At 32.3% G+C, this 16,708-nt stretch carries 14 protein-coding genes; 10 read left to right on the forward strand and 4 right to left on the reverse strand.

Going from position 1 to position 16,708, the window contains the following annotated elements; translation table 11 throughout:
* Positions 1–21: 21 nt before the first annotated feature.
* Both ACRBBL_RS01435 and ACRBBL_RS01440 read right to left on the reverse strand, forming a co-directional pair.
* Positions 22–1,350: a S8 family peptidase gene (locus ACRBBL_RS01435; protein WP_431367246.1), complete on the reverse strand. Its 1,329-nt coding sequence runs from the start codon at positions 1,348–1,350 to the stop codon at positions 22–24.
* Between the two features lie 401 nt (positions 1,351–1,751).
* Entirely contained in the window at positions 1,752–1,883 is a 132-nt protein-coding gene (locus ACRBBL_RS01440; RefSeq protein ID WP_431367247.1) for a hypothetical protein, read from the reverse strand.
* 229 nt (positions 1,884–2,112) lie between these two features.
* On the opposite strand from ACRBBL_RS01440, the gene ACRBBL_RS01445 reads away from it, so the two are divergent.
* The 7 genes from ACRBBL_RS01445 (at position 2,113) to ACRBBL_RS01475 (ending at position 13,475) form a co-directional block, all read left to right on the forward strand.
* Complete coding sequence (locus ACRBBL_RS01445) at positions 2,113–2,775, forward strand: hypothetical protein (RefSeq protein WP_431367248.1); 663 nt, start codon at positions 2,113–2,115, stop codon at positions 2,773–2,775.
* Positions 2,776–2,996: 221 nt separating this feature from the next.
* On the forward strand, positions 2,997–4,376 hold the full coding sequence (locus tag ACRBBL_RS01450) for a microtubule-binding protein (RefSeq protein ID WP_431367249.1): 1,380 nt from the start codon (positions 2,997–2,999) through the stop codon (positions 4,374–4,376).
* A gap of 77 nt (positions 4,377–4,453) precedes the next feature.
* Complete coding sequence (locus ACRBBL_RS01455; protein ID WP_431367250.1) at positions 4,454–5,974, forward strand: T9SS type A sorting domain-containing protein; 1,521 nt, start codon at positions 4,454–4,456, stop codon at positions 5,972–5,974.
* Positions 5,975–6,008: 34 nt separating this feature from the next.
* Positions 6,009–7,070: a hypothetical protein gene (locus ACRBBL_RS01460; RefSeq protein ID WP_431367251.1), complete on the forward strand. Its 1,062-nt coding sequence runs from the start codon at positions 6,009–6,011 to the stop codon at positions 7,068–7,070.
* A 103-nt stretch (positions 7,071–7,173) separates the two neighbouring features.
* Positions 7,174–9,138, forward strand: a complete 1,965-nt coding sequence (locus tag ACRBBL_RS01465; RefSeq protein ID WP_431367252.1) for an AAA family ATPase — start codon at positions 7,174–7,176, stop codon at positions 9,136–9,138.
* A 2-nt stretch (positions 9,139–9,140) separates the two neighbouring features.
* Entirely contained in the window at positions 9,141–11,393 is a 2,253-nt protein-coding gene (locus tag ACRBBL_RS01470) for an amidohydrolase family protein (RefSeq protein WP_431367253.1), read from the forward strand.
* A gap of 366 nt (positions 11,394–11,759) precedes the next feature.
* Positions 11,760–13,475 (forward strand): helix-turn-helix domain-containing protein, encoded by a 1,716-nt coding sequence (locus ACRBBL_RS01475; protein WP_431367254.1) that lies wholly within the window; start codon positions 11,760–11,762, stop codon positions 13,473–13,475.
* A 159-nt stretch (positions 13,476–13,634) separates the two neighbouring features.
* Here the strand turns inward: ACRBBL_RS01475 and ACRBBL_RS01480 are convergent, their stop codons facing one another.
* Positions 13,635–13,799: a hypothetical protein gene (locus ACRBBL_RS01480; RefSeq protein ID WP_431367255.1), complete on the reverse strand. Its 165-nt coding sequence runs from the start codon at positions 13,797–13,799 to the stop codon at positions 13,635–13,637.
* Between the two features lie 277 nt (positions 13,800–14,076).
* On the opposite strand from ACRBBL_RS01480, the gene ACRBBL_RS01485 reads away from it, so the two are divergent.
* Complete coding sequence (locus ACRBBL_RS01485; RefSeq protein WP_431367256.1) at positions 14,077–14,325, forward strand: hypothetical protein; 249 nt, start codon at positions 14,077–14,079, stop codon at positions 14,323–14,325.
* A 110-nt stretch (positions 14,326–14,435) separates the two neighbouring features.
* On the opposite strand, the gene ACRBBL_RS01490 is transcribed toward ACRBBL_RS01485, so the two are convergent.
* Positions 14,436–14,615: a hypothetical protein gene (locus ACRBBL_RS01490; RefSeq protein ID WP_431367257.1), complete on the reverse strand. Its 180-nt coding sequence runs from the start codon at positions 14,613–14,615 to the stop codon at positions 14,436–14,438.
* Between the two features lie 308 nt (positions 14,616–14,923).
* On the opposite strand from ACRBBL_RS01490, the gene ACRBBL_RS01495 reads away from it, so the two are divergent.
* On the forward strand, positions 14,924–16,171 hold the full coding sequence (locus ACRBBL_RS01495) for a DUF6638 family protein (RefSeq protein ID WP_431367258.1): 1,248 nt from the start codon (positions 14,924–14,926) through the stop codon (positions 16,169–16,171).
* Positions 16,168–16,704, forward strand: a complete 537-nt coding sequence (locus tag ACRBBL_RS01500; RefSeq protein WP_431367259.1) for a hypothetical protein — start codon at positions 16,168–16,170, stop codon at positions 16,702–16,704. The genes ACRBBL_RS01495 and ACRBBL_RS01500 overlap by 4 nt, the downstream gene beginning before the upstream one ends.
* Positions 16,705–16,708: the final 4 nt, after the last annotated feature.

The following is a 16,708-nucleotide window of genomic DNA, read 5'->3' on the forward strand; positions in this document are numbered from 1 at the left end:
ATATTAAAAGTCAAAATTATTTTAAAGTTTAGCTCTTGGTTTTCTGTGTCCGCCTTTTGCAACAAACCCTTTTGAACCTACGCTATTTGTTCCTCTTGCTAGTAAAATCCCTGCAACATGTGGTGAAGCCATAGACGTTCCGCTTATTGTATTATAGCGTCCATTAAGCCAAGTAGATGTAACCATTTCTCCTGGAGCCCATCGATCTACACTCACTCCAAAATTTGAAAAGTCTATAGGACGTTTATTTACTCTATTGATAGCACCAATAATCCATGTACGTGCAGTTCTTAGACGTTGTGGCGAAAAAAACTGAGTATTATCATTATTATTTCCTGCAGCTAAAGCTCCGTATATTCTTCTGCCCGCCAATCTTCTCATAGCCACTTCTAAAGAAGTATTAATACTCCTATTTCTAAAGCCTATACTATAATTAAACACATCATTAGCAACAGCTCTATTGTACACATAATCTATTCCCGCAATAATTCCAGCTACAGATCCAGATCCTGAGCGATTTAAAACTTTTACTGCCACAACTCTTGAACCATAACTAACTCCAATAACTCCTCTTCCATTATTTTTGGCAGCTATTGTTCCAGCCACATGTGTTCCATGCCCATTTAAATCTCTCCAACTAGCTTCTCCATTCACAAAACTCCTAGACAATGCTCCTCTAATTCTTAAATCAGGATGTGGCGCTATCCCTGTATCTAAAACCCAAGCAGTTCTTCCTGTTCCACCATGAGCTCTTCTACCAACATAAGCCACTCCCCAAGGCAACGTTTCTCCGTTAGCTAATAAAGTATTAATGCCACCGCCTATCGGATTCATTTTCGAATTTTCTTCTGTTTGCTTTAGCAATTCATCCTCTGAAAGACCTTTCTGATTTTCGGGCTTTGGGAGATTTATTCTTACTATATAATTCGGTTCTATATACTCAATACGTTTATCTGTTTCCAGTTTTTTCAATTCTTCCGATGAAACACCTTTAGCATGGAAACCTTGCATAGCTCCAGTATAAACATGTGAAAGATTTTTTTCACTTAAACCATTGTCTGACAACACTTTTAATGATTTCTGCTTGTAATACTGCTGAATTTTCAACAATTCTTGAGATCCTTCTCTTTGCGTTGCCTCATAATTATTAATATTTTTTTCTTCAAGAGATTCCTTGAAGACTATAATGTATTCTTCAGGTATAGCTTCTTGAATAGGATATTGATTTTTTTTAGTTAATTCTTCTATTTGATTACTATTTTCTTCTGGTAAAAAATCTACTTCATCTTTCGAACAAGCACTTAAAAAAGCTAGAATAATAATCGTTGTAAAAAAAAGTTTAATTTTCATGATGTTTTGGTTTTAAATTAACAATAGTTAGTTCATTATAAACAGGTGTAACCTTGAGATAAAGTCTTATCTAATGAATAATTTTACCTGTAAATTCTAATACGTTTTCTAGGTAAAATTTACATTAGAATATTCCTGTCTTTTATACTTACGTAAAAAAAAGACCAACAGTTTTATTTAATTCCAAAAACCTTTAGTTTACTGCTTTTTTTTCAATTAATATTGGGTGATTTTGATTGCTATGTTATTGCAAAATTCGAATAAGTTCATTCACCCTAAATTACTCAAAATCAATATTAAAAGATTTATTAGTAATCTAATTGAAAGTGATTCTTATAAGAATACAGTAACGTGTTATTTCTTTAGCGCTAGTGACTTTTTTAGGAAATTCTACATATGCATTAATCTTGAAAAACTGTCACTTGATTTTTATTAATGGCGATTGTCAACTGAGATGCTTCTACTTCATCATAGTAAATTTCTACTTCTTTAAATTGATTTCCGATTTCGATGGTTGTTTTTGATGGTTTCATGTAGTTGTGTTTTAGGATTTTTATAAATATCCTTCAAAAACACACTTAAAACAATACTTAATAATACGTATTTTTGAATCGTTAGTATTAAGGAGCTTACACTTATAAACAGTGAATGATTTTTCTTTCAGTTTTATTTCTATTGTGTAATCCTATAAAACATCTATATTTAAAGAAGTTTTATTTTGAATTTTTACATTTTCTAAACATTAATTTCTAACTTCACATATTGAAAACTCTTTTATTTCATATTATTACTATCAGCATTCTTAGCACTTCCTTTTGTTGGAGTCAAGAATCGTTCGAAGGTATTATTACCTATAAAATTGAATTGACTTTCAAAAAGAAAAATGTAGAACACAAAGATTATATTGCGCAAAAATTTGGAGACACATTACAGGTTTTTTACAACAAAAAAGGCGATGTTCATAAAAAGTATCTTGGTTCTGGTGCAAGAGGATATGACTTTCATACATATATAGCAAGCACAAATAATTATTATGCAAAGTGGAAAAACTTAGACACACTATACTATTACAACGTGCAAGAAAACGTTCTTAAATTTGTTAGTAGAGAATCTGGAATATCTGACCCTATTTTTAATAAACTGGCAAACTATATTACAATCAAAGGATATGAACCTCTTGGTGATGAAATGGTTACTCAGAAATTTTACTATACTGGATTTCCATATATCAATCCAGAATTATTTAAAAATTTCAAAGAATTCTTCTCCTATGACTTTCTAAAAACAACAAAATCGCCTTTCTTAAAAAAAGTGTTAGACTTAAAAACATTTATAGTTACGTTTACGGCTATTAAGGTTGAGCGAAAATTTCTCAGCCCAAAGCTCTTTAAACTTCCCCCAAACATACCTCGCAAAAAGTCTTAATATCAAAAAAATACTACAAAATCTCTTGTAATTACGTTTTTTCGAATCGAACATGTAACAACTCAAAGAAAAAGTAGTCCCATATTACTGTTAAATTCTTTATATTTAAAGGCTAGTTTAAAAAACGTTATCCACTTCTATAGTGTAGCGCGTTTTTCAAATACTAATTTTAATACAACCGACGAAAAAAATACATTCATTAACAAAAAACAATTTAATACATGGCAGACGATTTTGATTTACTAGAAACTTCAGGAGCAGAACAAAAACAAAAATCTAACGATAAAGTAGATTGGGGAAAAGCAATCGACCAAATGAAGTCGAAATTATCGCAAGAAGATAGTCCGGAAGTACGCCAAAAAATATTGAATGCAACATTAGACAATGTTGTAGATATGGCAGAAAAAGATCGTACTTCACTTCTCGATGCCATTAAAGACCTAACAGATTATCAAGATGAAGTAGGAATTATTTTTGAACGCTTTTCTACATTAAATGATGATGAACAACGCGTTATTGATGATGCAATAAAAGAACTTGAAAAAGCAAAGGTTGAATACCAAGAAGCTTTGGACAAACCAGATACATGGTGGAATAATCTTTGGGGAAGAAAATCTAGAATTACTAGAGAAAAAACAGAGCTAGAACAAGCACAAAAAGACAGAAAGTTTGCAGATTCTAAAGCAAAGGAAATGTTTCAAAAGCGAATTGAAAGTTCGGATACTGAAACTTTATTAAAAGAACTCTCTTTTAAAAGTCAAGCTGCAGTAAAACGTTTGAAAGATCGTGAAGTAGAAATCAAAGAAGTAGAAGACAAACTTCAGGTTGCTATTGTTGAAGCAAGTAAAAATCATACGAAAGCTTTAGAGAAAAAAGAAGAAACAGAGGCTGATCTTGAAAATCAAAAAGCATTATTGAGTCAGGCGCGACAAGCTTTAGAAGAAATAGTTGATAAGCAATCACCTGAATATTCTGAAGCATTAGCAAAAATTACAAAATTAGAGCAAAAAGTAGAAGAGCTTGATGGTTTGCGAACTGCGTACATCACCTTAGCAGCAAGTAAAGATAGTTTTGTACACAAGCACAACTTGACTATTAAAGTATTGACTTCTTTACGTAGCAACTTACAAACGCATAGAGCTAAATTAAAGTCTGACACAGAAGAAAGAGTTCGTTATTACGATGGATATGTAGTGGCTTTAAAAGCACGTACCGATCAAGAGTTTGCGGCAATTTTAGAACACTTAGGTGTGAAGACCGATGAAAAAATTGGGGAAACGCTGGCAGCTATGTATACAGCAAGTTCGAAAGCACGTCAAGATATGATGGAAAACATTCCTGTACACGAAAAAGTAATGAAAGGTATTTACAGTAGTTATGCTGAATCGCTACAAGAAATTCGTGAAAAGGATGTGGAAATCCGCAAAAACTTTGCTGATCGTTACGGAATTGACATGAAAGAATTATTTGAAGAATTTTATAAGAACAACGAAAACCCATCTACAGGAGATGCTGGCGGAAACGACGATGCAGCTAATGACAGTGGCGGAGCTGGTAACGGCGCACCTACTGATGGTGGTTCTGATGACTTGTTAGGGTAATTTTAATATTTTTTCACACAAATTAACTCAGTACAAAAAAATAGTATAATTCTCTAAATAATAAATAGATTACAGTAATGATTCTTACTAAAGCCTTTTCTACTTATGCATCTAATACAAAATTTTTAATATTAACAATCATTTCATGCCTCTTATTAAATAATACTTTTGCACAAACTATTGAATGGCAAAAATCTTTAGGAGGCACATTGGAAGATAGAGCTCGATCAATAACTAAAACATTTGACGGAGGGTATATAATTGCAGGAACTTCTAGTTCTTCAAATGGAGATGTTAGTGAAAATTTTGGAAGCTCTGATATTTGGATTATTAAACTCTCTAACACTGGAGACATTGAATGGGAAAAAACATACGGAGGATCTAATACTGAACAAGCTACATCTATAAGGCAAACTTCAGATACGGGTTACATAGTAAGTGGATATACTAATTCATCTGATGGTGACATTTCAGCTAGTAATGTACAAGCTGACTTCTGGGTTTTAAAATTATCTAACACAGGAAATATTGAATGGGAAAAAACATATGGCGGCACAGCTCTTGATCTAGCTGAATTTATTGAGCAAACTAATGACGGAGGGTATATTGTTACTGGGCAAACTGGCGGCGATGTTGATGGGTTCAACGGGGTTATTGATTTTTGGGTTTTAAAATTATCTAACGTTGGAGATATTGAATGGGAAAGAGTATTAGGAGGTTCAGGTGTTGATTTACCAAAAGATATTAGACAAACTAACGACAATGGATATATTGTGGCTGGTGCATCTGATACGGTAAATGGGTTTCATGATTTTTGGGTTTTAAAATTAGCTAGTGATGGGAGTACGCAATGGGAAAAAAGATATGGAGGAACAGCTGTTGATTTCCCTCAACATATTGAATTGACTAGTGACGGAGGTTATATTATTGTTGGAAGTTCTAATTCTAATGATGGAGATGTTAGTGGAAATAATGGAAATACTGATATTTGGGTTTTAAAAATTACCAGTTCAGGTATTATAGAATGGGAAAAATCGATTGGAGGCTCAAATGTAGATCAAGCAAACTCTGTTAAACAAACATTAGATGGAGGCTACATTTTAGCTGGGTCATCTGCGTCTAATGATGGAAATGCTTCTTCAAATATGGGTTCTTTCGATTATTGGTTAGTAAAACTATCTCAAATAGGAGATATTGAATGGGAGAAATCTTTTGGAGGTTCAAATTTAGATTCTACTTCATCCATAGAACAAATATCTAATAGTGAATACATTGTCGTTGGCAATTCTACTTCTTCTGACGGTGATGTTAATTTAAATCAAGGTAATTATGATGTATGGGTACTAAAAATAAGCACCGTACTTGACTTAGCAGATATAGCTAATCATAAAGACATATATCTTTATCCTAATCCAACAAATGGAATTATAACTATTGAATCTAATATTAAAATTGAATCTGTAAGAATTTTTGACAGTTTAGGGAAATTAGTAATTTCCAAAGGGAATAATGAAATTATAGATATCTCGGGACTAAATAGTGGTATTTATTTTATTAAAATAAATAAGTTTAAAACTTATAAAATTATCAAAATCTAAAAAAAGATAAGATTAAATCATAACTTATAAATTTATGTCTTTAAACGATATCACAACACCTTTAGATTCCGCAGTACTAGACTCGGACTCACAATATGATTTGTATTACCGAATGGTGATGCACGTATTGGACGAATTTGAAATTAATTTGGTGGAATGGAATCATTATCGAATTTGCACTAAAGAAGAACTCAAATCCTTAGAAAGCTATTGCAAACGTTTGGCGTTTTCGCTTCGTGTGATGCAACTTAAATATCGATTTGACGAAGAGCAGATGAAAGTCGATTTGACCGAATCTGGATTTCCTAATTATTTGGAACTGCGCTATATTCACAATGATTTGGATTTAAAAGAAGAGTTTAAAGCCAAATTACCGGATGCCACCGAGTTTAGAGAAAAGTTTATTCATCAGTTACTCGTAAATAAAAAACATGTTGACAAGCGCGATTTGTTTGAAGCTTCGTCTTCGTTGTATTACAATAGAATTCAGGAAGAAAAAATATTTCACAAATTCGTTTTAGGAAAGATCAAAAAAACGAAAAGCACCTTTGCAACCTATGTGCTCGATTGGGCTTTTTATGATGTAACACTTAACAGACCGTTTATTTGCTTTATGTATTTTGATTATAAATACGATGAAAAAATAGAGCAAGAAATTTACGATACGATAAAAGATTGTGCCGATCGTTATCAGGATTTGGATAATATGGCATATATGATTGACAAACGTTTAAAGTATGTGCATCCGCGCAAAATAAAACGTGTTGATTTAGGAATTTTACATAGTATTTTTTCAAAAGACGATCATGAAATTACGCAAGCATTGTTAAAAGCAATTGCTGTAAAAGATGTGAAACTGAATTCGTTTTCACTAACGACTACTGTAGAAACAATTAACTCGGTAAATTCATCGAAAGTAAGCAATGATTTGCTGTCATTTAAAAAGCAGGAAATTCAAGTTTGGAGTGAGATCGCAACGCACAAATATATTTTAGCACCGCACCGAGTAATTCAATTGCTTTATGGAAAAATTCCAAATACAATCATTCACTTGCATCACGAACCTTTTGAAATAGAAGAATTGCCTGAACTTTGATACTGAAGTTGAAGTCGAAATTGAAGTTGAAATTGATACTTCGACAGGCTCAGTGTAAACGAATCCACAAAAAGACAAATTAACAAAGAACAAAAAAATATACATGGAGAAACAACCGACATTTCCTATCAAAAAAACTGAATTGACCATTTTACGTGAAGAAGCTTCTTCATTCATTAAAGGTGTGCAATGGGAACAAGGTTATAAAGCGCGAAGTAGAGATACTAGTAAAGAGCAAGAAGATATTTTATTATATCTATCTAAAGCCAAAGGAAATGCTGGAGCCAATGCTATTTCGATCTCAAAAACGATTTTAAGTCTTAAAAAACGCTTGTTACCAGATTCTGTTGCGATTCCGCTTTCGCTGAATGAAACATTGTTTAATTTACAAGAAGGTATCGCTATTGGATTATGGATTAGAGACAGTTACTACGATGCGTCAGGTTTGTCAATTCTTCATGAAAAAAGAGCAGGACTTTCTGCAGATCAACGCAAAGAATACGAATCTAAACAGCAAACTGCTACAGCCTTTATGTTATTCAGTTTGGCATATTATGTTGTGTCTAGACTGAAAGAAAAAGCTTCGGAAGATAATACGGTGATGCAAAACAAATTTGCAGGTATTCCTGAAGTTTCATTATTGTCTCCGATCAAAGGAATTTCATGTCAGTTGTTTTATTATGACAAATACATGAATCATCCGAATTTGATCAATTCTGAACAAGATGTGATCGATTTTACAGTGATGTACTTTGAAGCGTATTTAGATGAAATTATACAACGAAAAGGTGCATTAGACCATACAGAAGTTATTACAGATAGAACGTACCAATTGGAAGATTCTGAATTTTCAATTGCAGGTTGGGAAACAATTTTTACAGGAAGTGCCACAAGTGTAGAATTCAATCCGATTCGTTTTGAGCAAATTGTTGGAAACAAAGACGCCAAGCATTTTGCCAAGCGTTTGGTTGAACGCATGATGAGTTATGACATTGCTACAAAACAAAATCCTTTTCAAGAATTAGGTGGTTTTATGCCTGTTTTTATGGGATACGGAATTCCTGGAACTGGAAAAAGTATGTTGATTGCTGCCATTGCAACCATGCTAAAAGAACGTTGCGATCACTTAAACATTCCGTTTTTATTTCACCCAATGCCAGATACGGTGGTTTCGACTTTTCAAGGTGGATCAGCAGAAAAAATGGTACAATGGATGAAACCGATGCAAGATCCATCACGATTGATCTTCGCTCCTATTGATGATGCAGAAAACAATTTACAAGAACGTACTGCACAAGGTGTTTCGGCAGGTGTAAAAGAAGTTATTGGTGTCTTTTTACGTTATACAGAAGGTGCCTATGCAGTAAACCATGGAAACAGCTCTATTGGTTTATTTACAAATTTACCTGAACAATTAGACAAAGCCGTGATTTCGAGAATTCAAGGTCGTTTTAAAATTGATGGTGCACGTACAGAAGAAGATTTCTTAGATCAAGATTATATTTGGTGGTCCAAAATTGAAAAAACATTGCCAGGATTCGTTTCTATGAAAGATCATCCTGATTACAAATACTTAAGCGATCAAGGTTTGGTAGCTAATGCAGGAGAAATTTTAGGACAATTAGAAAAACCAACTGAAGAAAAAATTGCTATTATTTATGATAAAGTACTTGCACAAGATTCTTTAGGCTCTCATACATTCTATTCGAATTTATACGGTTCGGTTCAAAAAGAGTTTCCGTTTTTCTCTTCGCGAGATATTCGAAACATTCAAAGTGCAATTTCATTGCGTTTGACAGATTTTAACTTGGAAGATGATTGGTTTGAAAACCCTGAGTTGTACTTCCAAAAAGACTATGACACCAAACTAGGCATGTTAAAAGAACTGATGAAATCGAACATGAAAGGACTCGATTTTGCACAAGTTCGTAAACAAGAAGTGATTCGTTACTTAGACAACGTTGCTACCATTGCAGATACTGATTTCTCTCGTAAAGTAGAGCAACAAATATTGCAAATGAAAATTGGAACAGAAGCGCGCAATCGTTTTGAAGAAGGTTTAAAGTAGTTATGAAAAAACTTATTTTCCTATTGTTTTTGTGTATTTCAGTCAGCTACAGTCAAAACAATAATTGGACATTTATCTCTCAGCAAATTCCAATAAAAAAGCACGTCAATAAAAAGTTTATCTTTTCTGCGGAAGTTAAAGTAAAATCACTTAAACCCAATGCAAATGCACAATTATATGTAAATGTGTATGATGCTGAACGAGAACCGCTACATACAGGACGCATGTATGATTCGCCTATCGTAAAAGATGAATGGCAAACATATTCACTTGAAGGATTCATTAAAGATTCAGCTTCAACAATACATTTTGGATGCATGGTAAGAGATGCAGGGCTATTTTATTTAGATAATATCACACTAAAAGTACAAGAGAAAGATGACTCATGGACGAACGTTCCTATTGCAAATGCAGGGTTTGAAGAAAAGATTTATAACAAATACATACGTAATTGGAGAGCTGATTACAAGAACAAAAACTTTTCATTTAATTTAAGTTCTAAAACATCTGACAAAACGAAAAGTTTACAATCATTATTGATTAAAAGTGAATTTATACCTAATGAAATTCCTATCAATATAAAAAGTGTAAAACTCAATAAGAGAAATCAAGCTGTACTTATTGAAAACATCAATGTAATTGATGTTCATACTGGAAAAGAAAAAGTACGAAGTGTTTTAATTCGTGATAAAAAAATTGTTGAAATCAAAAAGAAGATTGCTACTGATGATTCCACTGTTATAAAAATAGATGGAACAGGAAAATGGTTGCTTCCAGGATTGATTGACAGTCATGTACATTTGTTTCAATCAGGAAGTTTATATACACGCCCAGATGCGTTTGATTTACGAAAATATCAACCATATGAAGAAGAACGAAAATGGTTGCGCCAAAACGCTCCCGATTTATTAAAACGCTATTTACAATCTGGAATTACCACCATTATTGACGTTGGTGGACCAATGTACAATTACAAAATTCGTGATCGGTATAATGATAATACTGAATTCCCAAATATTTACTTAACTGGACCTTTAGTATCAACGTATCAACCAAAAGCTTTTGACATTGAAGACAGTCCAATCATTAAAGCAAGTACCGTAGAAGAAGCTATTAATTTGGTAAAGAAACAATTGCCATACAAACCCGATTTTATTAAAATTTGGTATATAAATAATGGCGATGCCGCTTTGAATTATGAAATTGTAAAGGCTACTATTGAAGAAAGTCACAAACACAATTTGAAAGTTGCTGTACATGCAACAGAACTTAAAACTGCCAAACGTGCTTTGGAAGCCAAAGCAGATATTTTAGTACACAGCATTGATGAACCTATTGACGATGTGTTTTTACAAATGATTAAAAAAACCAAGGTAAGTTATGTTCCTACCTTAATGGTGAGCAATCAATATGCAGAAGCATTTGCGCAAGAAATATCTTTTACGAATGAAGAGTTACGTTTATCGAATCCGTTTCCAATCAAAAGTTTTCAAGATCACAAACATTTGGATAATGACAAGTTATTCGATTATTATAAAAGGTATGGTTTGCTACGAAAAAAAGCATTGCCAGATTTTGATAAAATTGAAGCAGACAACCTAATGTTGTTGCAAAAACACAATATCAATATTGCTACTGGAACTGACGCTGGAAACATCGGAACCTTGCACGCCACTTCCTATCAACAAGAAGTACAAGACATGAAAGTTGCTGGATTGTCTAATTTAGAAATCATACAAGCTTCCACCATAAATGCTGCTAAAGTATTAGACAAAGACAACGAAATAGGGAGCATTGAAGTATCAAAAATGGCAGATTTAATCATTCTTGATGCAAATCCTTTAGAAAATCTTGAAGCATTGCAACAGATAAGTCATGTGATAAAAAGTGGAAGTATTTATAACATAGAAGACATCTTAAAAGAAACGCCTGAAAATATTGTCCAAAGACAAGTGAATGCTTATAATCTAAGAAACTACGAAGCTTTTTTTGAAAATTTTAGCGATGATGTAGAAATTTACACATTCCCGAATACTCTTGAACTAAAAGGAATAGAAGCATATAAAAAAGATTTTGAAGGAATCTTTGAAAGAAATCCTGAACTCCATTGTGAAGTATTAAACAGAACAGTTCAACTAAATACAGTGATCGATCACGAACGTGTTACTTTTAAAAAGGGAGTTTCTAATGAAACTATTGCAATTTATAAAATAGAAAATGGAAAAATTGCGAAAGTATATTTCATCAGAGATTAATTTTTGAAGCTTTATAAAATCAAACTCATGAAAAGACTATTCATTTTAGTATTTTTTTCACCTCTTTTTCTAGTGTCGTAGCTCAAGAAAGAAATAAGGCTGATGTTTTAGTGCAATTGTAGCACCTATAGCCTACTGGTATCATCCTAAATATCATCTACGGCATCGTAGAAAGAAAATCAAGAAAAAGCTATGTAAAGATTTTATCGAAAAACATAACTTTAAAGCGTTGGAAGGCGGACATATTGTTGGACTTGTTGACAATTATGTCATAATTATGAGAGCAGTAATTGATGAGTTTCAAGGTAATAAATGGGAACACATGATACCTGAAACACAAGTATACTTAGATAAAATAGAGAAATCATGAAAAAATTGTATTGCATACTCGTCGCTGTCTTTTTCATGCAACTCACAGTTGCGCAAACTTCTGAAAAAATAACACAAACTACGCTTCAAGAACAATCAACAGATAGTTTAAAAAGTGGATTTCGAAAGTATCAAAAAGCAAACCCTAACATTGCTAAAGAATATTTAATTGCACTTTTAAAAAAATCTTCTAGTAAAACCAATGAAGTTACTACGCATAAAATTCACTTTCTATTGGCAAGTATGTATAGCACATTACGTAATAAAGACAGTGCGCTATATCACATAGATATTGCTGTCAAACAGGTTGAAAACGACGAAATGTTTCTTTCCAATCATCTATATTATAAAGGAGGTATTTATTACGAGTTTGGCGAATACCTTAAAGCAATCGAACTCTACACGAAAGTATATGACATTGCAAAACAAAAGGACGACCTTCTTACACAAGCAAATCTAACCAACGACATTGCGCTCATCAAAACACAAATAGGTCAAAACTTCGACGCCTTACAATTGGTAAAAAAAAACATTCCGTTTTATGAAAGTTTAGTGAATCAAAAAGACGGAGCAACTTACAGTTTACCATACATCAATTCGCTTATGACGATTAGTGATGTATATACAAACATCTTTATCGACCAAAGAAATGCAGGTACAAAATATTTAGATTCTGCACAGTATTACAACACTATAGCAATTGAAAAGAGTTTACAATACAATGATAATTTGGGTTTTGCCATTTCACTTGGACTCAAAGGAATTATTCATCATGAAAAAGGAAATATTGAACAAGCGACTACAGATTTAATAAAGGCCGAAGAACTAATTCAGAACTTAAATCTTCCAAGCAGACTTATTATTTTATACTTATACAGAGGTAAAAACTATTATGTAACGGGCAATTATGAAAAAGCACTTTCGTATTTCAAAAAAACAGATTCCTTAGTACTACAAACAAAAGCAGACTTTCCAGATATACAAGAATTGTATATTCTTATGGCAAAATCATACGAGCAACAGAATGATGTTCAAAATATGATAAAATATTATAATTTATTCCATCAAGAAGATGCTAGAAACGACGATTTAAACCAACAACGTATCGAAAAACTATATCGAAAATATGATATTGTCACTTTTAAAGACACTATTAATTCATTAAAAAATGATCTTGAAGGAAAAAGCTATAGCTACGGTATCATCTTCGCTTGCATGTTCCTTCTACTCATCGGAATAGTGATTTATTATAAACAAAAACAATCACAAAATCAACGACACTTTCAGCATGTATTAGATGAATTGAAGCAAAAGAATCAGAAAAAACCTTCTTCCAAAAAATTAAATATTAGTCAAGAAAATATTTCAAAAATTCTAGAGGGTTTAACACAGTTTGAAAACAACAATCTTTTTCTAAACAAAAATTGTTCTTTGAGTTTTGTGGCAAATAAAATTAATACCAATAGTACGTACTTGTCAAAAGTGATTCAAACACACAAACAAAAAAAGTTCATTCAATACATCACAGATCTTCGTATTGATTATGCCTTGGAAAAACTGACGAATGACAGAAAATTTAGAGCTTACAATATCAAATCAATTGCTTCAGAACTTGGATATAACTCTGCTGAATCGTTCTCAAAAGATTTTAAAAGGCGAACCAAGTTGTATCCTTCGTATTATATCAAAAAGATAAACGAAACTGAAATCTAAAAGTGTTTTCATTAAAAGTATCTTCTAAAGTACACTGACTGAGTTTTTCATAATCTATTAACTATCAAACAATAAAACCTAAAAAGCTTATTTAACCAAAAAAAAGTCGAAAGAAAAAAATCTTCCGACCATGACTGAACCGAAGTTCGCTAATACGTATTATTGATGATTTTGACAACCGGGCACACCTGAAGCACAGCCATTATAATTAACAGAACATTTGCCAGAACCATCAGTTCTTCCGCCTCCTTTAGTTTTAATAGAAATCAAATTAGAAATTGATTTCTTATTAAGACTTAACGATTTAAGATTTCTTTTTTTCATAATTAAATGATTTTAAAATTAATATGAATCAAAGATATGTTTCAATATAACTCCAAAAAAAACACCTGCTCGATATTCAACAATTACTACCTTTAATTATTGAAATCAAGACTACAAAACGCTCTATAATGTCTCTCTATTATTACATCAAAAAAATAAGCTAAATAAAAAGTTAGTTTATGACAGATAGTGCTCGAAATCCAATAATTTCGAGTACAAACCTTTGATTTCAAATGATTACACTTCTATATTAGCATAAAAAAATAAACATTGAGATATGAAAAAATTAAATTTAAAGAAGATCAAAATTGCTACAATTGGAAATACACAATCAATCCTTGGTGGTGCTAACAACTCTGATGTAGATACTATCTGTAATAATACTGGTGACGAATCTATAACTTGTCAAACAAACTGTGATACTTGTAATACCACTAATGCAAATAGCCCATGCACAGTAACTCATCCAGGTAATTCAAGAGCCAACAAAAGTCTTCTAACAGGCGAATTAAATTGTTTGCCCTAAGAATGACGCTCGTTTATAAAAAAAGAAAAGCCTTAAAGTTCACTTAAACGAACTTTAAGGCTTTTTCTTTAATCATATGTCAGCTATAGATAGTCAACATTAACGATTTCCTAAACTGTCGTTGGGCAATTAAAATCTAAAGTATCTTCACGAGGCCCAAATGGACAATGACGAGGACTAACAAAAGACCCTAGTGTACATGTTTCCGTTTTTTCTTCTCCTCCTCTAACAGAGAAAGAATTTACAGTTGATTTATTCAACTTAAGAAATTTCAAATTCTTTTTTTTCATCTTTTAAATATTTTAATGATTAATACGAATCAAAGGTATATAGCAGAATCTGTTGAAAAAATAGCACCTACTCGACATTCAACAATCGCTAGTCGAAATTATTGAAATCACGACTACAAAACAGGCATCTCATTTTTATGCAGATGATCTAAAAAATCTATGTTTTTCTATCATAAAACATTATTTTTCTTTAAGAATTTTAAATTGCATAGTGTATTCGCTGTAACAAGCAATAAAAATTAGCTACTTATAAAGTAACTTAGCAAGAGATACCTTATTTTTGAGAAAAAGGTGAATTAAATTAACACATGGAAAAATTAAAACGATCTGAATTATTTGGCGCTGCCTTAGTCCCTGTTACAGGTGCTTTGGTAGAACGCTATAATAAATGTCTTTCCTTTATTGGAACTGCACCAACTCAATTGAGCAGTTTTCATATTGATGCAATGGGCTGGAGTCCAGAAATTGCTGAGGAGAAAGATGATTTTTTATATTTAAATTCAGGTGAAGCCAATCCGAATGCAATTATTCTTTCACCAAAGCAAAATGACAAACCTGCGTATTCTCCTTTTCATAGTTTTGATAGAGAAATTATAGATTTGGTATTTAAACAACACAAACACACCATTAAAGATATTACACGTGATGCGGCAATTTGTATTGATTTAGATCAATATATTGACGCATTTTACGAACCCGAAGATTTACTAAAATACAATCAAGTTACAGTAGATTTTAGTGTTGTTGAAGATTTATATACGGTTCAACAGAAACAATTAGAGCTGATAAAAGAATTTAATCAAGAAGATAATTTTTTAGACGAAAGTCTGCATTTAAAAATTTTAGCTTCTGCTAGAAAACATGGCGATTTGCGTCAGCGCACATTAAAAATGGACAGTGTCGATTATAAAACGAGTTCATTTTACACTAAAGCTTTTGGTGGCGTATTTGTATTTAGAAGAAAAGGAAGCGGAAAGAATATTTTAATTTTTGAATCGAAAGCAGAAGCAGATAAAGTAAAAACTTCGTCTACTACACAAGCATTTCATATTGAAGATGGACGTTTTTATAGTGCTTTGGCAGCAGAAAAAATGATTGTACTCGATCCTGAGCATAGTGCCTTATCAGGGTATTTTGAACGTGTACAAAAAATCATTTTCTTATCACACATAAAAGACGCTACGCATTCGTTGAGTGATATCATAGAAAATTCAAATGTATACAAACGTTATTTGAATCGCTTGAGCGCCGATGCACGAAAGCAACTCATGATTTTAGAGCGTTTGAAAACAAATGCAAAAAACGCAAATGCTTTAGATGTTGATGGCGGATTAACCCCCGAAGTATTGGCATGTATTCAAATTCCAACACCTGAATTGCCAATGCATGTGCAAGAGCTTGTTTGGAAACTTATTGTAAAAACAACCACATATAAAGATCCGCTTTTCTTGTATTGGTACGACAAAGAAACATTTTACACAACATACAATTCGTGGGACGAGTCCTATCAAAATTGGGTTATTAAATTAATTAAACAAAACACCTGGAACTCATGATTACATTTGACATTATCATATTTATTTCAAGTATCATTTTTGGAGTCTCGCTCTATTGGCTAGAAGCAAAAAATAATGGCTTGTATAGAACCATCAATAAAATTACAAATTCAAAAGAATTGCAAATGAAGCCTGAAAGCAAAAAAGGGTTCTTTGTCGATCAAGAATTTATACCACGATTAATTTATGTAAACCTAATATTCATTGTTGCTGTATTATTTTTTCTGCTACTACCTTTTAGCTTACGAATAGAATATTACGTTTCTGCCGTATTTGGAACAATGATCGGAGTTTACATTGGAAGTTTTGTGGTAGGTGTAAAAGATAAATCTGAAGGAATTATTGACAAAGTAGTGGACACAGGAAAAGATATTATTGACGATATTAAAACGAAAGGTAAAGAAGCTGCTGATAGTTTTTCATCAGATAAAAAAGAAACAACAGATACAACAAAAGAAGAAACTACCAAAGAACCTGAAGCACCAAAAAAGAGTGCTAGAGAACGATTAAAAGATAAAGGATTATTAAAATAAGAAC

The organism is Kordia sp. (assembly GCF_050633145.1).
GTDB lineage: Bacteria > Bacteroidota > Bacteroidia > Flavobacteriales > Flavobacteriaceae > Kordia.

Bases quoted from the DNA above. Each gene is read 5' to 3' on its own strand.
- ACRBBL_RS01435 (WP_431367246.1), bottom strand. From the start codon at position 1,350: ATGAAAATTAAACTTTTTTTTACAACGATTATTATTCTAGCTTTTTTA.
- ACRBBL_RS01475 (WP_431367254.1), top strand. From the start codon at position 11,760: ATGAAAAAATTGTATTGCATACTCGTCGCTGTCTTTTTCATGCAACTC.
- ACRBBL_RS01465 (WP_431367252.1), top strand. From the start codon at position 7,174: ATGGAGAAACAACCGACATTTCCTATCAAAAAAACTGAATTGACCATT.
- ACRBBL_RS01490 (WP_431367257.1), bottom strand. From the start codon at position 14,615: ATGAAAAAAAAGAATTTGAAATTTCTTAAGTTGAATAAATCAACTGTA.
- ACRBBL_RS01470 (WP_431367253.1), top strand. From the start codon at position 9,141: ATGAAAAAACTTATTTTCCTATTGTTTTTGTGTATTTCAGTCAGCTAC.
- ACRBBL_RS01500 (WP_431367259.1), top strand. From the start codon at position 16,168: ATGATTACATTTGACATTATCATATTTATTTCAAGTATCATTTTTGGA.
- ACRBBL_RS01480 (WP_431367255.1), bottom strand. From the start codon at position 13,799: ATGAAAAAAAGAAATCTTAAATCGTTAAGTCTTAATAAGAAATCAATT.
- ACRBBL_RS01450 (WP_431367249.1), top strand. From the start codon at position 2,997: ATGGCAGACGATTTTGATTTACTAGAAACTTCAGGAGCAGAACAAAAA.
- ACRBBL_RS01455 (WP_431367250.1), top strand. From the start codon at position 4,454: ATGATTCTTACTAAAGCCTTTTCTACTTATGCATCTAATACAAAATTT.
- ACRBBL_RS01485 (WP_431367256.1), top strand. From the start codon at position 14,077: ATGAAAAAATTAAATTTAAAGAAGATCAAAATTGCTACAATTGGAAAT.
- ACRBBL_RS01495 (WP_431367258.1), top strand. From the start codon at position 14,924: ATGGAAAAATTAAAACGATCTGAATTATTTGGCGCTGCCTTAGTCCCT.
- ACRBBL_RS01460 (WP_431367251.1), top strand. From the start codon at position 6,009: ATGTCTTTAAACGATATCACAACACCTTTAGATTCCGCAGTACTAGAC.
- ACRBBL_RS01440 (WP_431367247.1), bottom strand. From the start codon at position 1,883: ATGAAACCATCAAAAACAACCATCGAAATCGGAAATCAATTTAAAGAA.